Raw genomic sequence first — 17,631 nt, forward strand, 5'->3', positions numbered from 1 at the left:
TGAGCACGGTGCGGGGCATTACCCTCGCAACCCAACACCGCACGTAGCTTCATGTCCGCACCCTCAGCCCGGTCAAGGATCGAAACATCGATGAAACAACATGCTAGGAAAGCGCTTGCCGGCGTGGCAAGGGTTAGATACGTGCAGGTTTGTTGCAGACCGCAACGCCGGCTGCCAGCGAGGCCGCCACCATCCGTTGAAGTCCCAGCTCGGCTGGATCGTCGTCATGTGGGCCTGTCTGGCTCGGGCTTGGAATGTTCGTCGCCAGATCGACCAATGCATGGTGTGCTGGTGGGAGTGGTTGGGTGACGAGGGCGTTGAGGAGTCGGCGGATCTCGGCGACGGGCAACGCGGTGATCTCCGGGGCGGAGGCGGGCTGCCTGGTGGCGGCGAGGGTGGTCAGGACGGCCAGGGCGGGCATGGCCAGGGTGATGAACCGGTGCCAGCCGGTCCAGCCGCGGACCTGGTAGTGGTGCAGGCCGACCTGGCCCTTGCCGGTCTGGAACAGTTCCTCGCACAGCCGAAGACCGGATTCGCGATCAACTCCAAGATCCGCCACCCCGATCACCTGTTCATGGCTGCATGACGAGGCACTAGCGGGGCCGGGCTCCCTCCAGGAATAGCGCGACGACCCGGGTCGCCCCGTCCGGGGTGTTCACGAGGTCCGTTGCGCGTGCGAGGTGCAGGAACGCGTTCATGAGGAACCAGGGCTCACCAGTCACCTCACCGACGTCGACGGCGTGGGCGAAGAGAGCCACGACGGGATCGAGGATGTCGCGCACGTACTTCTGCGACACGGTGCTTCTGGTCTCGTCGGAGACGTGATCCAGCGCGTCGTAGACGCGTTGCTCGAACGAGATGGTGCGGGTGGAGTGCTCGGCGGCAGCGACCGCAAGGGACCGCAGCTTCTGTTCCGTCGGTCCTTCGGCGGCGAGCGCGGTGACCAGACGGTCATGGAGCTGTTCGATGAACCTCAGGGCGACGGCCGCATAGAGTTCTTCCTTGCCGCCGGGGAAGTGGTGGTATATGGATGGCTTCTGGATGCCGACGGTTCGGGCGACGCCGACGAGGGAGATGCCCGGGTAGCCCGCGGCGGCCAACTGCTCGCCGAAGGCGTCCATGATCTGTGAACGGGTGTCTGCTGCGGGTGTCATCGGTTTCTCCGGACGTGGTTGAGTGCGAGGGCGCAGGAGGCGGTCCCGGCGGCGACGAGGACCACGAGGACGCCGAGGGCGATCGGCAGGGCCGAGGGCGTGGCACCGCTCTCGAGCTGGCGGGCGGCGTCGATGACGTAGGTGAGTGGGTTGAAGGTCGCGATTGCCCGCATCCAGCCGGCAAGCTCGTCCACGGGTGCGAAGACGCCGGTGAAGAACGACAGCCCGAAGACCGCGAGGGTGACGAGGCTGGTGCTCGATGCGGATGCGGTGCGGATGGCGACCGCGACGCTGAGCAGGGCGACGCCCAGCCCGAGCGTGAACATCAGGAGGATCATGGCGATCGCACTCCGCCAGTTCTCCGGCCGGTAGCCGATGAGCGCCGCGCCGGCGATCGTGACGAGCATCTGGACGGTGACGGCGACGAGGGCGGCCGCGACGGCACCCAGGACGAACGGGACTGTCGTGCCGTGGGCGAGTCGGAGTCGGTCGAGGTATCCGCTGGTGACGTCGCCCAGAACGAGCGTGCCTGCGGCTCCCGCTCCGGTGGCGACACCGGTGAGCAGGATCAGCGGGAGCAGGAAGGAGATGAAGCTGGCCCCCGCGAGATAGCTGCCGCCGACGGTGCTGAGCTGTCCGGCGTAGACGAGGAGGAAGAACAGGGATTGCGCGATCGGGGTGATCAGAAGGGCCGGTGAGCGCATAAACATGCGAGTGGAGCGCCTGACAGCGGCAAGGGTCACGGGGACCGCCGCGCTGGGCGCAGGGACGACAGAGACGGCGGAAGCGGTCACGATCGAGTCCTCACATGAGGTGATGGGGATTCGGGTCAGCCAGCGGCGAGCGCGACGAAGACGTCGTCGAGCGAGGGTTCGGTGAGGCGGAGCTCTTCGACGTCGCCCGCGACCTGGCCGATGTCATCGAGCGCGACCTTCAGTGCGCCGGCCGTGCCGGGGAGCGCGAGGCGCACGGTGCGCGGCTCGTCCGGCTCGGCTCGAAATGGCGCACGCGAGGAGGCGAGCAGCGCCTGTGAGGCGTCCGCGTCCGTCAGCACGAGGGTCAGGGTGCGCTCCCCGACGCGCTGCTTCAGCGACTCGGGGGAACCTTGCGCGGCAACCGTTCCGTTGCGGAGCACGACGACGTCCGTGGCGAGGACGTCGGCCTCGTGCAGGTCCTGGGTGGACACCAGGAGGGTCCTGCCGCCCTGGTTCAGTCGCTTCAGCTCGTCCCAGAAGTCGAGGCGGCTGAGCGGGTCGAGGCCGGTGGTCGGCTCATCAAGGATCACGACCGGGGGCTCGGCCACGAGCGCCACGGCGAGGTCGACCTTTCGGCGGGTTCCGCCGGACAGCCTGGAAATCCGCGTCCCGCGGTGCTCTGCCAGACCGAAGAGGTCAAGGAGCTCCCGCGTCCGGCGCGCGGCGTTCCGGCGGTCGAGGCCGAGCGCAGCCCCCTGGAACTCGAGAACCTCCGCCGTGGTCGCCAGCGGGTCCAGGGCGTTGGACTGCGGGGTCAGGCCGATCAGGCGCCGCACCTCCCGCCCCTGCTTCACCGTCTCGTACCCCTCGACGGTCACCGTGCCGAAGGTTGGTGTGCGCAGCGTGGCGATGATCTCCAGGAGGGTGGACTTGCCGGCGCCGTTGTGACCGAGCACCACCGTGCGAGTTCCGCGCTCGACCTGAAGCGACAGGTGGTCCAGCGCGTTCCGGTCCCCGTAGGTCTTTGTCAGGCCGACGATGTCGACGGCAGGGAGCGAAGTCATGCCAGCAGCCTACCTACCGGTAGGGCGGGCCGCCAAATCGGACCGACCCGGGGCAGGGCCTGAGGGTTCATCCCAGATGTTGTTCTTGGTGAGTCGGCGGTAGCCGAGTAGGGCGCAGCCGAGGTCGGCGAAGGCCTGGAAGTGGTCGGCTTTGCGTTCGTAGCGGCGCGCTTTGTTGATCAGGGCCTCAAGCCACCCACGACAGCGTCAGGAGAGCCCATTCTGGTGCCGGTCCCGTCGCTCAAGCGATACCTGCCGGCGGGCCGCGTGGATGAGCGTACGGCGGGCGGCCTCGACCACCGGCCGGTCCACCATCGCGCCGTCGACCACGGCGACTCCGTCGTCCGTCACGGCTTTGACGATCTGAGTAGCTCGCCGGATCTCTTCGGTGCTCGGGCTGAAGGCGTGGTTGACAGGATCGACCTGTCGGGGGTGAATGCACAGCTTGCCACCGAAGCCGAGGTCCCGGGCCAGCCGGGCGGCACTGGCGGTAGCGGCCGGGTCAGCCAGGTCGGTGGTAACCCCGTCGACTGGTGCGATGATCCCGCCGACCCGGCTGGCGAGCACGAGCGTGGACCGGGCGTGCAGCAGCGCGGTGTCGGTGAGCGCCGTACCGGCGTCCAGGGCGTAGTCGAGCGAACCGAAGACCAAGCGGACCACGCCGGGCACGGCGGCGATCTCGTGGGCCCGGTGGACGCCGAGCGCGGTCTCGACGAGGGGCAACACCGTGCCGAGCGTGCCGCAGAGGGTGGCGAGGTCGGTCGTGCTCTCCGCTTTCGGCAGCATGACACCCAGTAGGCCGGGCAGCCCGGCCAGGGCCGCGATGTCACGGTCGTACCAGGGGGTGCCGGGGGCGTTGATCCGGACGACTGCCCGGCCGCCTGCCCGCAGCCAGCCGGCCACAGTGTCGCGGGCGGTGTCCTTGGCTGCGGGTGCGACGCCGTCCTCGAGGTCGCAGACGACGGCGTCGGCGCCGCTCGCGGCGGCCTTCGTGAAACGGTCACCGCGGTTGCCGGGTACGAAGAGCAGCGAGCGGGCGTCGCGCGGGTCGGGTCGGTCCGGCCGGTCCCCCGGGTCAGAGGAAGGCAACGCTGTCGTCACCCGTGGATTTGGTCTGGTTGTCGAAGCGTTCCGGCATCGCCTCGAAGAATTCGCGGGTCAGCCTCGGTTTCTGGCCGGGGCCGTAGCGCTGGTCGTCGAGTGGCCAGCCGTAGCCCTCGAGTTCGTCGGTGCCGCGGCCGAGGATGGTGTCGGTCTTCTCGAAGTGGTCGAGCACGGCCGGCAGGCCGTACCGCTGAACCGGGCAGACCTTCATGCACACGGCGCAGCCGTCGACCTGGGCGACCACGGGCAGGCAGCGCTTGGTATTGATCTTCGCTTTGTAGACGCCGCGGTGGAAGTCGCGGCGGGCCGGGATCGCCCCGGATGGGCACCGTTCCACGCAGGCGAGGCAGTTGTCGCAGATCTTCTCGATGCCGTAGTCGACCGGGTGGTCGATGGTCAGCGGCGCATCCGTGTTGATCATCAGGATTCGACACCGGGAGCCCGCCGCCGGGGTCAGCAGTTGGCCGTTGAGGCCGAGTTGGCCCAGGCCGGCCTCGACGGCGTAGTGCAGCGAGGCGCCGTGGCCGCGGATGTCGTTGACATTGGCCTGGTAGCCGCGCTCGCGCAGGAACCGACCGACGGCGAGGGCCCGGTTCATCAGTTCGGCGTACGTCCGCAGGGCGGCTCGTTCGGCCTGGCCGCTGGGTGCGGTCTGGGTGGGCTCGTACGGCTGTTCCAGGATGCATACCACGATCTTGTCCCCGGGTGCCTGTCCGAGGTACGGCGCCCAGGTGTACTTCTCGTCGTGATTGGTGATGCCGATCGTGCTGATGCCGGCGGCGGCCGCGACGCTGCGCAGTTCGGCGGTGAGATCCGCCGCGTCGACCTGGTGCGTCCGGGCGTGGCTCGGCGCGGTCGGTGCCGTGCGGACCCGGTGGAAGGCGCGCATGAGCCGGGGTGCCGACGGGATCCAGGAGCGCCACATCATCTGGTGCGCCCAGTGGATCGCCTTGCTGTGTGCCTTGCCGAACTCGGGCATCGGTCCCTCGGCGAAGGCATTCTCCTCGGCCTGCCGGTCACGCCGGATGCCCGGCGTGGAACGCAGGTTCTCCGGCACTCGGATCTGCGGGTCGGCCGGCCAGCGTTTCGGTTTGAAGGCGCGCGGCATCACCGGGACGAACCGCATGATCTGAATCATCCGGGGGCGGACCAGCCGCTCGGCGACGGATGCCAGTAGGCGTTCGCGTCGACTGTTGGTCTTCATGATCGTTCTCCCTTCACATCCGCCACTGCAGGTGCTTGACGTGGAAGTACTCGGCCAGGCCGTCCTCGCCCATTTCGCGTCCGACGCCACTGCGCTTGTAGCCGCCCCACGGCGACTCGGGGCGTACGTCGCCGCCGCCGTTGAGGGTCACGTTGCCGACCCGCAGCCGGCGGGCGATCGGGAACGCCTCGGTGGTCGGGCCCCAGATGTTGGCGTTGAGGCCGAAGCGGGATTCGTTGGCCAGCCGGACGGCGTCCGCCACGTCCTCGTAGGGCAGGATCACGCCGACCGGTGCGAAGAGTTCCTCCTGGGCGAGTTCGTCGCTGTTGGACAGTCCGCCCACCAGGGTCGGGCGCAGGTAGTAGCCGGGTCCGGGCGGCGCCTGGCCGCCGCACAGCACCCGGCCGCCGGCGGCGGTCGCGCGCCCGATCCGGGCGAGCACCCCGGCCCGGTGCCCGGCGCTGATCAGCGGCCCGACGTCGGTGGCCGGGTCGGTGGGGTCGCCCACCCTCAGGCTCTCGAGGGCGGCGATGGCCGCGGCGGCGAACTCGTCGTACCGCTGCCGGGGCACCAGCAGCCGGGTGGTGGCGCCGCAGCCCTGGCCGGCGTTGCGGGTGAACCGGAGCACTGCGGCGGGCAGGATCTGGTCGGGGTCGACGCCGGGTAGGACGATGTCGGGCGACTTGCCGCCGAGTTCCAGCACCACCTTCTTGGTGGTGTCGGCGGCGGCACGCATCACCGCGGCGCCGGCGGTCTCCGAGCCGGTGAAGCTGACCATGTCGACGTCGGGATGCCGGGCCAGTTGCTCGCCGACCGACGGCGGGCCCTGCACCAGGTTGACCGCGCCGGGTGGGAAGCCGGCCCGTACGGCCAACTCGGCCAGTGCCGCGACGGCGAGCGGGGCGCGTGGGGACGGCATGAGGACGACCGGGCAGCCGGCCGCGAGGGCAGCGCCGATCTTCCACACCGTCAGGTAGAGCGGGTAGTTGTAGGCGACCAGGGCGGCGACGACGCCGACCGGTTCGCGCAGCAGCATGCTGGTCGAGGCGACGTTGCCGAAGTGCGGTCGCAGTGGTTCGTCGTAGCCGCCACGCGGCCCGCGGACGGCCGCGTCGGCGAACCAGCGCAGGTTGGCGATCGGGATCGCGACCTGCAGGGTGCGGGCCAGCGAGACCGGTGTGCCGACGTCGGCGACGACGATCTCCTCCAGTTCGGCGCGGTGCCGCTCCATCTGGTCGGCGAGCGCGAGCAGGAGGTCGCGGCGGCCCGTCGGCCCGCACCGTGACCACTCACCGCCGTCGAAGGCTGCCCGGGCGGCGGCCACGGCGGCGTCGACCTGGGCCGGTGTGGCCGAGTTGATCCGCCACAGTGGCTGTTCGTCGGCGGGGTTGACGGTCTCCTGGGCCTCGCCCCGGCCCGCGGCCCAGGTGTTGGCCACGAGAAGGTCGCCGGCCACGAGCCGGGCCGCGGCGGGACCGAGCGGACCGGTGGGAGCGGAATCGGACGGGAGCACGGTGTCCTCCTCAGTCGTCTTTATTGTTCGTATCATACGCATAGAATCTTGGTCACCCAAGGTCCAGATCCCTGGCCAGCGCCCGCAGCTCCGACTTGGCGATCTTGTGGATGGTCGTCCGGGGCAACTCGGACAGCACGACGACCCGCGCCGGCACCTTGAAATCCGCCAACCTCCGGCGGCACTCCGCCAGCGCCCGCTCGCCCACCACACCGTCCGGCCCGGCCGCCGCCACGAACGCGACCGGCACCTCGCCCCGCACCGGATCCGGCCGGCCGACCACCGCCGCCTCGCGGACCCCGGGCACATCGAGGAGCACGGTCTCGACCTCGAGTGCGGCGATGTTCTCCCCGCCGACCTTGAGCATGTCCTTGGCCCGGTCGACGAAGCGGAAGACCCCGGCCTCGTCGTAGCGCACCCGGTCACCGGTGCGGAACCAGCCCGCCTCGTCGTACGCGTCCGCGGTGGCGGCCGGGTCGCCGGCGTAGCCCCCGAAAAGCGAGATGCCCGGTACGCCGCGCACCAGCAGTTCGCCGGGTTCGCCGGGGCCGACCGGCCGGCCCTGCCCGTCGACGACGGCGACGCCGTACTCGGGGGTGGGGCGGCCGATGCTGCCGTCCTGATTGGACTGGTGCAGTTCCCCGCAGAGCGGGTGTGACACGGTCTCGGTCATGCCGTACCAGCCGATGGTCTCCGTACCGGCGTACGAGGTCTCGGCCGACGCGCAGAAACTGTGGCCCCACCGGCGGTACGAGTGCCCGGCCGGCACCTCGTGCGTCGCCAGCACCTGGTAGGTGAACCGGACCATGGACGCCCAGGTGCACCGGTGCCGCAGCGAGACCTCCCAGAACCGGGACGCGCTGAACCGGGGCAGCAGCACGGCGCTGGCCCCCGCCCACAGCGTCGGCAGCAACGAATAGCCCAGCGCGTTTGCGTGGAACAGGGGCAGGGAGATCAGGTGTACGTCGTCCGGCCGCAGACCCTCGTGCGTGGCGTTGACCCGGCCCGCCCACAGGCAGTTCGCGTGCGTCCACAGGACCGCCTTGGGCCGCGACGTGGTGCCCGAGGTGTACTGGATGGTGGCCGGGTCCAGCGGGCCGGACAGCACCCGGCGCACCGTCGACGGGTCGCCGCGCAACGCCTCGAAGGTGTCCCCCGGCTCAGCCGGGGTGTCCCGTGCGCGGTGATCGCCGTCGCCGGCCGTCACCACGGTCCACCGTACGTCGCGCATCGCCGTGGCGACGCGGGACGCCGCGGCCGGTTGGGTCACCACGCCCACCACGCCGGAGTGACCGGCGTAGTAGACGAGTTCGTCGGTGGAGCTTCGGGTGTTGAGGCATACGGCGACCGCGCCCACGCTCAACAGCGCGGCCCAGGTGATGGCGAACTCGGGACAGTTGTCGAGTACGATCGCCACCCGGTCGCCCGGGCGCACTCCACGGGCGAGCAGACCCGCGGCGACCGCGTCGACGTCGTGTGCGAACCGGGCGTAGGACCAGGTCTGCACTGGTGCGTCCATCGGGTCCCAGAACAGGAAAGCATGCTCTGCGCGACTGCGGGCGCGGTCGTGGATCAGCTCCACGATCCCCCGGCCGGTCGCGAAGTTGACGGTTTCGCCGGTCCCGCGGTGACCACGGGACGGGTTCGGGAGGGTGGTGTCGGATGCTGACAAGGCTGCCTCCGGGCAATCCACCGTGCTCAAACTGGTGCTATGATGCACAGAGATTTTTGGGATGGATTGAAGTGATTAGCTGCACGCCGGTGCCGCCAGTCGATCGGTTGGAGATCAGGTGACACGAAACGGTGGCAACACCAAACTCGCCTCGGTCATCGCCCGGGAGATCGTCAAGGACATTGTCCGGCGGCGGCTCGGGGCAGGGGCCGCGCTGCCCTCGGAGAGCGCGATGCTGGAGCAGTTCGGCGTCGGCCGCGCCTCGCTGCGCGAGGCGTTGCGCATTCTCGAGGTCCACGGCCTGCTGACGATCCGGCCCGGGCCGGGCGGCGGGCCGGTCGTGCAGACCGTCAGCAGCCAGCACTTCGGCCAGATGGCCACCCTCTACTTCCATGTCGCCGGTGCCACGTTCCGGGAGCTGGCCGAGGCCCGCCTGGTGCTCGAGCCGGTGATCGCCCGGCAGGCCGCGCTGCGCGGGGACCCGGACACCCTCGCCGCGCTCAACACGGTGGTCGAGCAGGCCCGGGAACACCCGGTCGGTGACTCCCGGGCACAGTTCGAAGCCGGCACCGACTTCCACGCCGTGCTCGCCGGGGCCTCCGGCAACCGGGTGCTGGATCTCGTCAGCCGGGCCATCGGCAACATCTACGCCGAACGCATCACCGGGGTCGTCTTCCCGCTGGAGGCGCGGGCCCGGGTGGTCGAGGCCCACGCGGACATCGTGGCGGCGATCACCGCCGGCGACGCCGAACTCGCCGAGCGGCTCACCCGCGAACACATGACCGAGTTCATCGCGCAGGCGGAGAAGCGCTACCCCGGCTTCCTCGACGAGATCGTCGACTGGCACTAGGGTCCGGCCGCCGTCCGGCCGGTCGCCGCTCACTTGACCGCCACCACGTTGGCCGGCGAGCCGACCCCGCCGACGACGTGCAGCGGGGTCACGACCAGCAGCGTCTCCCAGACGCCGTCAGCCGCGCAGTCGGCGGCCAGCGCATCAAGGTCCCACAGTTCACCGAGGGCGAACCCCAGCAGTGGGATGAGCGCGCGGTGCATCAGACCGGTGTGCGGCCCGCGCTCCCCCGCCGCCTCCCGGCCGGAGACGAACGGCGAGTCCGGGGCCGGCGGCAGCGCCTCCACCGCCATGTTGTCCGAGGCCACCATCGCCAGCCGGTGGTCCCACAGCCAGGCGAGCATCTCCTCGCTCTGCTCCAGTCCGGGACTGGTGGGCGCGGCGGCGAACGCCCGGCGCCGGTCGACGTCGTGCGCCAGCACGGTGGCCAGCCACCCGGTACGCAACAGCAGGATGTCGCCGTCGCGCAGCGCCACCCCCTGGTAGGCCAGCGCACCCTCCAGTTCCCCGACCGTGAACGCCCGCCAACCCGCCGGGTCCCAGTCGTCGTCGAGCGAGCGCAGATAGCGGGGCAGGTCGACCAGGACGCCCCGGCCGACGATGCCGTGCTCGGCCCAGCGTTGGATGCCCAGGTCGGGTGAACCTTCCCGGACCCGGTCGTCGGCGACCCCGTTGTAGAAGCCGTGTTCCCAGTGCCGGAAGTGCCGCAGCCCGTCGACCTGCGAGGTCGCCTGCAGATACAGCCCGTCGACCAGGTCGTCACGGTGGTTGGGGTCCCGCTGGAAGATCGTGTGACGCGGTACGCCCCGCGACGACGCCAGCGGCGGGTCGAAGGCGTCGATCGGCAGGTCGAGGCGGAAGACGGCCCCCCGGCGGACGGTCCGGGCCGCCGCCAGCACCCGCTGCGGCGTCAGCAGGGCGACGGTGCCGAGTTCGTCGGCATCGCCGAACAGTCCCCAGCTCGACCCGGCCGGGGCACCCTGTCGGTCTCGCAGTTGCGCGTACGTCGGCAGTCCGGCCCGCTCCCCGCCGGGCGTCCGCGCCGCGCCGTCGTCCGCCATCAGCGCGCCAGGTATCCGCCGTCGACCGGCAGCGGCACACCGGTGATGAAGCTGGACTCGTCGCAGGCGAGGAACAGGGCCGCGTTGGCGATCTCGGTCACCGTGCCGGCCCGCCCGAGCGGGATCACCGACATGTACTGCTGCATCAGCTCGGCCGGTACGCCCTCGGCGGCCCGGGAGAAGAACTTCGGCAGCATCGGGGTGTCGATCGGTCCCGGACAGATGCCGTTGACCCGGATGCCGTCCGCGGCGAGGTTCAGCGCCAGGCCACGGACGAAGTTCACCACACCGCCCTTGGTCAACGAATAGAGCGGGCTGATCGGGGAACCGACCAGCCCGGCGGTCGAGGCGGTGAAGATGACCGACGCCGAGCCGGACGCCTTGCGTAGCAACGGCAGCGCCGCACCGGTCAGGAAGAACCCGCCCTTGAGGTTGACGTCGATGGCGAACTGCCACTCCTCGTCGGTGATGTCCAGCCCGGCCGCGCCGGGGGCGCCGACGTGGTTGAACAACACGTGCAGGATGCCGTGGTCGCGTTCGACCTCCGCCACGACCCGGTCGATGTTCTCGCGTGAGGTCACGTCGAGCACCGCCCACCGCGCCGCACCACCGGCCGCGGTGATCTGGTCGGCGGTCTCACGTACCGAGGCTTCGTCCAGATCGGTGGCGACGACCGTGGCGCCCTCTTCGGCGAACCGGATCGCGCTCGCCCGGCCCATGCCGGAGCCGGCGCCGGTGACCAGCGCCACCCGTCCTGCGAGTCTCATGCCCGTACCTCCGTTTTCGTTGTCACAGTTCGATGCCGAGGAGCAACGACGCGTACGCCTTGCCGTGCGGGTCGGTCCGCAGCGACATCGACACGCCGCCGCGGAGCGATCCGGTGAGCACGAAGTTCAGCCCGTGGTTGCTGGGAATGTCGTATCGGACGACGTCACCGGCGACGAGTCCGCCGAAGGCCGCCCCGACGCGGGCGACGGTGAGCCGCTCGGCGAGCAGCGGGTAGTGCTCCGGGTCGTAGACGAAGACGCAGATGTTGTTGCTGTCGCCCTTGTCGCCGCAGCGGGCGTAGGCGATGTCCCGGACCTTCACGCCGTCACCACCTCGAAATCGGTACGCACCCGGGCGCGCGGTACGTAGGCCGGGGTGACGCCGATGGCCGGGCTGACGCTCGACGTCATGCCGCCCGCGGCGGCCGGTCCGAAGTAGAGGTATTCGGCCTCGTAGGCGACGGCACGGGCGGCCGCCTCGGTGTGGCACTGCGCGGCGACCCGCAGCCGTACCTCGGACGGCTGACCGGAAGGCGAGGAGTCCCCGAAGAGCGCGTTCACCCCGTGGTAGGAGACGTCGATCTCGGCGATCTCGGCGGCGACCGGTTCCAGCCGCCGCCGGATGATCTCCTCGGCACGCCGCGCGCGGTCGATCGCGCCCGGGCCGCCGTACGACGCCTCGCCCAGCGCCCGCCAGCCGAGATCCAGGCCGACCAGGACCTTCAACCGGTCCGGCCGCTCCCGGCCGGTGACGCCGGAGAGCCGTACCTGGTCCTCGCCGACCTCCTCGACGAGCACCTCGCTGAAGTCGGCGGTGACGTCCGGGGTCGGGTAGTGCCGCGGGTCGCAGATCTCGAAGTAGAGCTGGGAGCGGACCACCTGGCGGTCGATACGCCCGCCGGTGCCCGGCAGCTTGCGCAGCACGACGGAGCCGTCCTCGACCACGGCGTACGGGAATCCGAGGTTGTGCGGGTCGGGCACGAACCGGAAGGGCGGATCCTCGTAGTTGCCGCCGGTGCTGTGCACCCCGCACTCGAGCAGGTGCCCGGCCATGGTGGCCAGCGCGACCCGGGGCCAGTCGTCGAGTTGCCAGCCGAGTTCGTGGCAGATCGGGCCGACGAAGATCGACGGGTCGGACAGCCGGCCACCGATGACGATCTGCGCGCCGTCGGCCAGGCAGTCGACGACGCCGTCCGCGCCGATGTAGGCGTTCGCGGAGACCACCCGGTGCGCTTCGCGGGACACCGTCGAACCGAGTTCGGGAAGCTCGCAGTCCAGTTCGGTGACGAGGTCGAGCACATCGTCGCCCTCGATGACGCCGACCCGTACCCCGGTCAGGCCGGTCGCGCGCAGGGCGTCGAGGCAGTCCCGCTGGGCGGCGGTCGGGTTGGCCGCGCCGAAGTTGCCGACCATCCGGCCGCCGGCGGCGAGGTAGTCCCGCAGCAACGCCGGCAGTTTGCCGATCCGCTGGTCGTGACCGCGGTCGGGGTCGGCCCGGCGCTGCATCTGGGCCAGCGCCAGCGTGCGTTCGGCGAGGCAGTCGAACCCCAGATAGCTCACCAGGCCGCTGCCGGCCAGGTCCGCCGCGAGATCCAGCCGGTCGTTGGAATAGCCGGATCCGCATCCGATGGACAGGCTCGTGGCGGGTCGGGCCAGCCGGCCTGCCTCCAGTGCCCCACCTGCTAACACAGTGCCCCCTCATGGGTAGTAGCCCTAGACATCGCGGGTGATGACGGTCGCGTTGGCCATGCCCGAGCCCTCGCACATGGTCTGCAGGCCACGCCGGGTGCCGCCGGCCTCCATGGCGTACAACATGGTCGTCATCAACCGGACGCCCGAGGCGCCGAGCGGATGCCCGAGCGCGATGGCCCCGCCCAGCGGGTTGACCAGCTCGGCGTCGACGCGCAGGGCCCGTTGCCACGCCAGCGGCACGCTCGCGAACGCCTCGTTGACCTCGAAGTGGTCGATGTCGGTGAGCCGCAGTCCGGCCCGGTCGAGCACCTTGCGGGTCGCCGGGATCGGCGCGTCGAGCATCAGTACGGGGTCACCGGCGGCCAGTGCGAAGCCCTCGAATCGGGCCCGCGGGGTGAGCCCGTGCCGCGCCGCGTAATCCTCGCTGGCCAGCAGCATCGCCGCGGCGCCGTCGCCGAACTGCGAGGAGTTGCCGGCGGTCACCGACCAGGAGATCTCCGGGAAGCGTTCCCGGGCGGTGCCGTCGACGAACGACGGTCGCAGCCCGGCCAGCGCCTCGACGGTGGTGCCGGCCCGGATGGTCTCGTCGGCGTTGACGGTGCGCACCGTACCGTCGGCGGCCGGGACGGTGATCGGGACGATCTCGGCGGCGAAGGCGCCACGTCGCGCGGCGGCGGCGGCCCGCTGTTGCGAGCGCAGCGCCAGGGCGTCCAGGTCGGATCGGGAGATTGCGTGGCGGGCGGCGACCAGTTCGGCGGAGATGCCCTGTGGGACCAGTCCCGGGGCGTAGCGGGCGGTGACCGACGGTCCCCACGGGTCGCCGCCGGCGCGGGCGCTGAACATCGGCACCCGGCTCATCGACTCGACGCCGGCGGCAACCACCAGGTCGTAGGCGCCGGCGGCGATCCCTTGGGCCGCGAAGTGGACGGCCTGCTGGCCGGAGCCGCACCGGCGGTCGATCGTGGTGGCCGGCACGGTCTCCGGCAGCCCGGCGCCGAGCCAGGCGAGCCGCCCCGGGCAGCCGGACTGTTCGCCGGCCTGGCTGACGCAGCCGACGATGACGTCGTCGACGTCGGTCGGGTCGACGGTGCCGTTGCGGGCCAGCAGGCCGGTGAGTACCTGGCCGAGCAGTTCGACCGGGTGCAGGCCGGACAGCGCGCCGCCGGCCTTGCCCCGGCCGATCGGGGATCGGACCGCGTCGATGACGACGGCGTTCATAGCGGCGCCGCCGCGAACTCGGTGAGCCGGGGTGCGATGTCCCGGCCCAGGTCGTCGAGATAGTTCACGACGTCGGCGGCGGACATGTCCGGCCACTGTGGCCGGACCAGGATCGCGTCGAGCGGTACGGCATCGTGAATGGCGCGTAGTTGGTCGATGACCTGGTCGGGGCTGCCGGCGAGGACGGTGTCCTTCACCGCCTCGGAGAAGTTGCTGGCGACGGTGTCGGCGTCGAGCGCGGCCAGTTCCCGGTTGGCGTAGGCGAGGTAGCGCCCCTGTGCCATCGCGCCGAAGCGTTCCAGTGCGTCCGTCCGGTCCCGGCCGAGGATCAGGTCGCGACGCATGATCGGAGGTCGCACCGGCAGGCCGAGGGCCTCCCGCTCGCGCCGGTATGTCTCCCACAGCCTGCTGAGTGCGGGTAGCGGCTCGCGGGGTGAGATGGTCCAGCGGTCGCCGAGCCGGGCGGCCCGCCGTACGCCGGGCGCGGACTGGGCGCCGATCCAGATCTGCGGGTGCGGCTGCTGGACCGGCCGCAGGTGCGGTTCGGCGCCCTCGAACCGCCAGTGCCGACCGTGGTGGTCGACCTTGCGCTCGGTCCATAGTCGACGGATGAGTTCCAGCGACTCCTCGAACCGGGAGATCCGTTCGCCGTAGGGCACGCCGAGGTATTCGAACTCCTGGGTGCGGTAGCCGATGCCGGCGCCGACGACCAGCCGGCCGGCGGTGATGATGTCCAGCGTCGCGAGTTCCTCGGCCAGCAGCACCGGGTGGTAGAGCGGCACGACGACGATGTTCGTCGCGAGGGTGATGTGCGGGTCGACCTCGGCGGCCAGCCGGGCCAGCACCGGCACGGGCTGTAGCCAGCGCAGGTCGCCGTACATGAAGTGCTGGCCGATCGTGATGTGGGTGAACCCGTTGCGTTGCGCCGCCTCGACCTGTCTGAGCAGCTGGTCGAGGTGTTCGGCGGGTGGTACCGACGTGCGGACGTCACCGATGATGATCCCGAGCTTCACGGCGTCTTCCTTCCCGGTAGCCAGGGCGGCGGGGTACGACTGGCCCGGCCCCAGCCGCCCTCGGCGCGGACGAGGCCCTCGATGGTGCTGGTCTTCGCCACGAAGACCAGCCCCTGCGGACCCACCGCGACCCGGTCGTCGTAGTCGCCCCAGCCGACGTAGAGGTCGTCGCCGTGGCCGAGGATCAGGAAGTAGCTGGTCCGGACCCTCAGCAGCCGCTCGCCGATCTCGTCGACCTCGACCACCACCGGAAAGTGCCGGGTGGGTCTGGTCCCGGCCGCCCACAGGTGCTCGTAGAAGTCGAGGATCGCGGCACGGCCGGCGCAGACCGAGTCGGGGCGGCGGAACACCGCGTCCGGATCGAACAGTGGCAGCAACGCCTCGCGGTCGGCCCGGTCGAACGCCGCGCAGTACGCGACCTGCAACTGCCGGGCGGCCTCGGTGACGACTGCCTGTCGTCCGAGGCGCTCCCAGAGTGGATCCATCACCGTCCCCCCTTCAGCACCGGTTCCCGACCCCGAGACGAGCGGATCAGGCAACCTATCCATGCGAACTATAGTAATAGATTCGGATCGGGCGGGCTACCGTCCGACCGGCACTTCCGCACCGACCCGGACCGTCGGGCCGCAGGCCGCCGCGGCGAGCGCGTCGGCGTCCAACTCGAACCCGAATCCCGGCCGGTCCGGCAGCCGCAGCCGACCTCCCGCGACCACCGGCGGCTCCCGGGCGATGTCGTGGCGCAGGTCGAGGAAGTAGAGGACCTCGGCCGGATACCGGCTCGTATCCGGCGTCGCCGCCGCGAACGACGCCGCCGCGAACGTGCCGACGGCCGACTCGCCCTGGCTGCCGACGACCACGTCCGTGCCGGTGACCGCGCAGAAGTCGCGGATCGTCGCCGAGCGGCGCAGGGCCGTACGGGCGGTCTTGATGCTCACCATGCCGACCCGGCCGGCCAGTACGGCCGCGCCGACGGAGGCCGGGTCGGGACAGCTCTCGTCACCGACGACCGGCACCGGGCTGCTCCGGGCGAAGGCCGGTCCACCGACCGCCCCAGGGGGACACGGCTCCTCCAGCCAGGCCAGCCCGACCTCGCGGGTCGCCGCCACGAACCGGGCCGCCTGCGCCGAGGTGTAGCCCTGGTTGGCGTCGGCGTAGAGCAGGGCGTCCGGGCCGACCGCCGTACGTACCGCCCGGGTGGTGGCGATGTCCAGGTCGAGGTCGATCCCGACCTTCAGCTTGAAGGACGTGACCCCCCAACCGGTCGACGCCTCGACCGCCACGGCGGCCACCTCGTCGGGCCGCCCCCAGCTGAGCAGCGCGGCGGCGGCGACGTCACCGGCATGACCGCCGAGCAACTGGTGGGCGGGCAGCCCGACGAAGCGGGCCAGCGCGTCGAACATCGCCAGCTCGACGGCGCTGCGGGCGGTCGGGTTGCCGACCAGGTGCCGGGTACGTGCCCGAAAAAGCTCCGGCCGGCCGACCGGGGTGTCGACGGCGGCCGGGGCGAGGACCCGGTCCAGCACGTCGAGCACCGAGGCCAGCGTCTCGCCGTACACCATGGGGCGCGGGATGGCCTCCCCATAGCCGGTGGTCCCGTCGGCCAGGCGTACGGCGACGAGCACGTGCTCGGCGACGTCGTCGGAGCCGATGGCGTACCGGACCGGCCGGCGCAGCGGTAGGCGGAACGGGGTGATCTCGACCGACCCGACCAGCGGCGTCATATCCGCTTCCCGTCCCGACCCCGGGTGAGCCGGTCGCGGATGCCGTCGCCGACCATGGAGAACGCCAGGATGGTCAGGAAGATCATCAACAGCGGCGGCAGCATCGGGAATCCGTTGCGGGACACCGACCCGAACGCCTCGCGGGTCATCCCGCCCCAGGTCGCGTCCGGCGCCTGCACGCCGAGTCCGAGGAAGCTCAGGCTGGCTTCCGCGATGACGACCAGTCCCAGGCTGTACGTCGTCTGGATCAGCAGCGGTCCGCTGGCGTTCGGCAGCATGTGTCGCAACAGGATCCGGGCCGGCGAACAGCCGATCGCCTGGCACGCCTCGATGTACGGCTCGTTGCGGATGCCGGACGCGGCGCCCCGCGCCACCCGGAAGAACCTGGGCGCGAAGACGATGCCGACCGCGATCATCGCGTTGGTCAGGCCCGGCCCGAGGATGCCGACGATGGCCAGGGCCAGGATCAGCGTCGGCACGCTCATCACCGAGTCGGCGATCCGGCCGAGCACGGCGTCGACGATTCCGCCGGCGTATCCGGCGACCAGGCCCAGCGGGATGCCCAGGACCACTGCCGTGCCGACCGCCTGCAACGTCGCCACCAGGGTCAGCCGGGCGCCGGCGATCAGCCGGGCGAGGGTGTCCCGCCCGTACGCGTCGGTGCCGAGCCAGTGGTCCCCGCTCGGTGACTCCATCCGGCGCAGCAGGTCCTGCGCGTTCGGGTCGGTGCGGACCAGCAGGTCACCGACCAGTGCCAGCAGGACCAGCCCGGCGATGAAGACCAGCCCGACCTTCGGGGCGAGGCCGAGGCCGCCCTTTCCCGGCCGGCCGCCCTTCGTCCCCGGCCTCATGCCGGCCCCGATCGGCCCGGTCTTCTTCCTGGTCGGTGCGGTGCCGCTCATG

Annotated in this window: 17 protein-coding genes and 1 pseudogene; 1 reads left to right on the forward strand and 17 read right to left on the reverse strand. The window is 71.0% G+C overall.

Annotated elements, in window-relative coordinates:
- Positions 1 to 133: 133 nt before the first annotated feature.
- The 8 genes and pseudogenes from AB0M79_RS27410 to AB0M79_RS27445 form a co-directional block, all read right to left on the reverse strand.
- Positions 134 to 505, reverse strand: a pseudogene (locus AB0M79_RS27410) (hypothetical protein); the annotation flags it as partial.
- A gap of 88 nt (positions 506 to 593) precedes the next feature.
- Positions 594 to 1,154, reverse strand: a complete 561-nt coding sequence (locus AB0M79_RS27415) for a TetR/AcrR family transcriptional regulator (protein ID WP_364218754.1) — start codon at positions 1,152 to 1,154, stop codon at positions 594 to 596.
- Positions 1,151 to 1,948 (reverse strand): ABC transporter permease, encoded by a 798-nt coding sequence (locus tag AB0M79_RS27420; RefSeq protein ID WP_364218756.1) that lies wholly within the window; start codon positions 1,946 to 1,948, stop codon positions 1,151 to 1,153. Before AB0M79_RS27420 ends, AB0M79_RS27415 begins: the two co-directional genes overlap by 4 nt.
- A gap of 35 nt (positions 1,949 to 1,983) precedes the next feature.
- Positions 1,984 to 2,913: an ABC transporter ATP-binding protein gene (locus AB0M79_RS27425; protein ID WP_364218758.1), complete on the reverse strand. Its 930-nt coding sequence runs from the start codon at positions 2,911 to 2,913 to the stop codon at positions 1,984 to 1,986.
- Positions 2,914 to 3,120: 207 nt separating this feature from the next.
- On the reverse strand, positions 3,121 to 4,002 hold the full coding sequence (locus AB0M79_RS27430; RefSeq protein WP_364218760.1) for a CoA ester lyase: 882 nt from the start codon (positions 4,000 to 4,002) through the stop codon (positions 3,121 to 3,123).
- The gene (locus tag AB0M79_RS27435; RefSeq protein WP_364218762.1) at positions 3,989 to 5,221 is read right to left on the reverse strand and encodes a reductive dehalogenase domain-containing protein; all 1,233 of its coding nucleotides are present in this window, start codon (positions 5,219 to 5,221) and stop codon (positions 3,989 to 3,991) included. The genes AB0M79_RS27430 and AB0M79_RS27435 overlap by 14 nt, the downstream gene beginning before the upstream one ends.
- Before the next feature lie 13 nt (positions 5,222 to 5,234).
- Complete coding sequence (locus tag AB0M79_RS27440) at positions 5,235 to 6,734, reverse strand: aldehyde dehydrogenase family protein (protein ID WP_364218764.1); 1,500 nt, start codon at positions 6,732 to 6,734, stop codon at positions 5,235 to 5,237.
- A 52-nt stretch (positions 6,735 to 6,786) separates the two neighbouring features.
- Positions 6,787 to 8,406 (reverse strand): AMP-binding protein, encoded by a 1,620-nt coding sequence (locus AB0M79_RS27445; protein ID WP_364218766.1) that lies wholly within the window; start codon positions 8,404 to 8,406, stop codon positions 6,787 to 6,789.
- Positions 8,407 to 8,524: 118 nt separating this feature from the next.
- Between AB0M79_RS27445 and AB0M79_RS27450 the strand changes: the two genes are divergently transcribed.
- On the forward strand, positions 8,525 to 9,256 hold the full coding sequence (locus tag AB0M79_RS27450) for an FCD domain-containing protein (protein ID WP_364218768.1): 732 nt from the start codon (positions 8,525 to 8,527) through the stop codon (positions 9,254 to 9,256).
- Between the two features lie 29 nt (positions 9,257 to 9,285).
- Here AB0M79_RS27450 and AB0M79_RS27455 read toward each other — a convergent pair whose 3' ends face one another.
- The 9 genes from AB0M79_RS27455 to AB0M79_RS27495 form a co-directional block, all read right to left on the reverse strand.
- Positions 9,286 to 10,317 carry a cyclase family protein gene (locus AB0M79_RS27455; RefSeq protein WP_364218770.1) on the reverse strand — a complete coding sequence of 344 codons (1,032 nt, stop codon included), beginning with the start codon at positions 10,315 to 10,317 and terminating at the stop codon, positions 9,286 to 9,288.
- Positions 10,317 to 11,084, reverse strand: a complete 768-nt coding sequence (locus tag AB0M79_RS27460; protein ID WP_364218772.1) for an SDR family NAD(P)-dependent oxidoreductase — start codon at positions 11,082 to 11,084, stop codon at positions 10,317 to 10,319. Before AB0M79_RS27460 ends, AB0M79_RS27455 begins: the two co-directional genes overlap by 1 nt.
- A gap of 22 nt (positions 11,085 to 11,106) precedes the next feature.
- On the reverse strand, positions 11,107 to 11,406 hold the full coding sequence (locus tag AB0M79_RS27465) for a hypothetical protein (RefSeq protein WP_364218774.1): 300 nt from the start codon (positions 11,404 to 11,406) through the stop codon (positions 11,107 to 11,109).
- Complete coding sequence (locus AB0M79_RS27470) at positions 11,403 to 12,773, reverse strand: acyclic terpene utilization AtuA family protein (protein WP_364218776.1); 1,371 nt, start codon at positions 12,771 to 12,773, stop codon at positions 11,403 to 11,405. Before AB0M79_RS27470 ends, AB0M79_RS27465 begins: the two co-directional genes overlap by 4 nt.
- 24 nt (positions 12,774 to 12,797) lie before the next feature.
- Positions 12,798 to 13,994 (reverse strand): thiolase family protein, encoded by a 1,197-nt coding sequence (locus tag AB0M79_RS27475; RefSeq protein WP_364218778.1) that lies wholly within the window; start codon positions 13,992 to 13,994, stop codon positions 12,798 to 12,800.
- Complete coding sequence (locus AB0M79_RS27480) at positions 13,991 to 15,007, reverse strand: LLM class flavin-dependent oxidoreductase (RefSeq protein ID WP_364218780.1); 1,017 nt, start codon at positions 15,005 to 15,007, stop codon at positions 13,991 to 13,993. The genes AB0M79_RS27475 and AB0M79_RS27480 overlap by 4 nt, the downstream gene beginning before the upstream one ends.
- On the reverse strand, positions 15,004 to 15,492 hold the full coding sequence (locus AB0M79_RS27485; RefSeq protein WP_364219004.1) for a nuclear transport factor 2 family protein: 489 nt from the start codon (positions 15,490 to 15,492) through the stop codon (positions 15,004 to 15,006). The genes AB0M79_RS27480 and AB0M79_RS27485 overlap by 4 nt, the downstream gene beginning before the upstream one ends.
- Before the next feature lie 96 nt (positions 15,493 to 15,588).
- Entirely contained in the window at positions 15,589 to 16,728 is a 1,140-nt protein-coding gene (locus AB0M79_RS27490) for an enolase C-terminal domain-like protein (RefSeq protein WP_364218782.1), read from the reverse strand.
- On the reverse strand, positions 16,725 to 17,630 hold the full coding sequence (locus tag AB0M79_RS27495) for an ABC transporter permease (RefSeq protein ID WP_364218784.1): 906 nt from the start codon (positions 17,628 to 17,630) through the stop codon (positions 16,725 to 16,727). The genes AB0M79_RS27490 and AB0M79_RS27495 overlap by 4 nt, the downstream gene beginning before the upstream one ends.
- Between the last annotated feature and the right edge of the window lies 1 nt (position 17,631).

It is taken from the genome of Polymorphospora sp. NPDC051019 (assembly GCF_040683055.1).
GTDB lineage: Bacteria > Actinomycetota > Actinomycetes > Mycobacteriales > Micromonosporaceae > Polymorphospora > Polymorphospora lycopeni.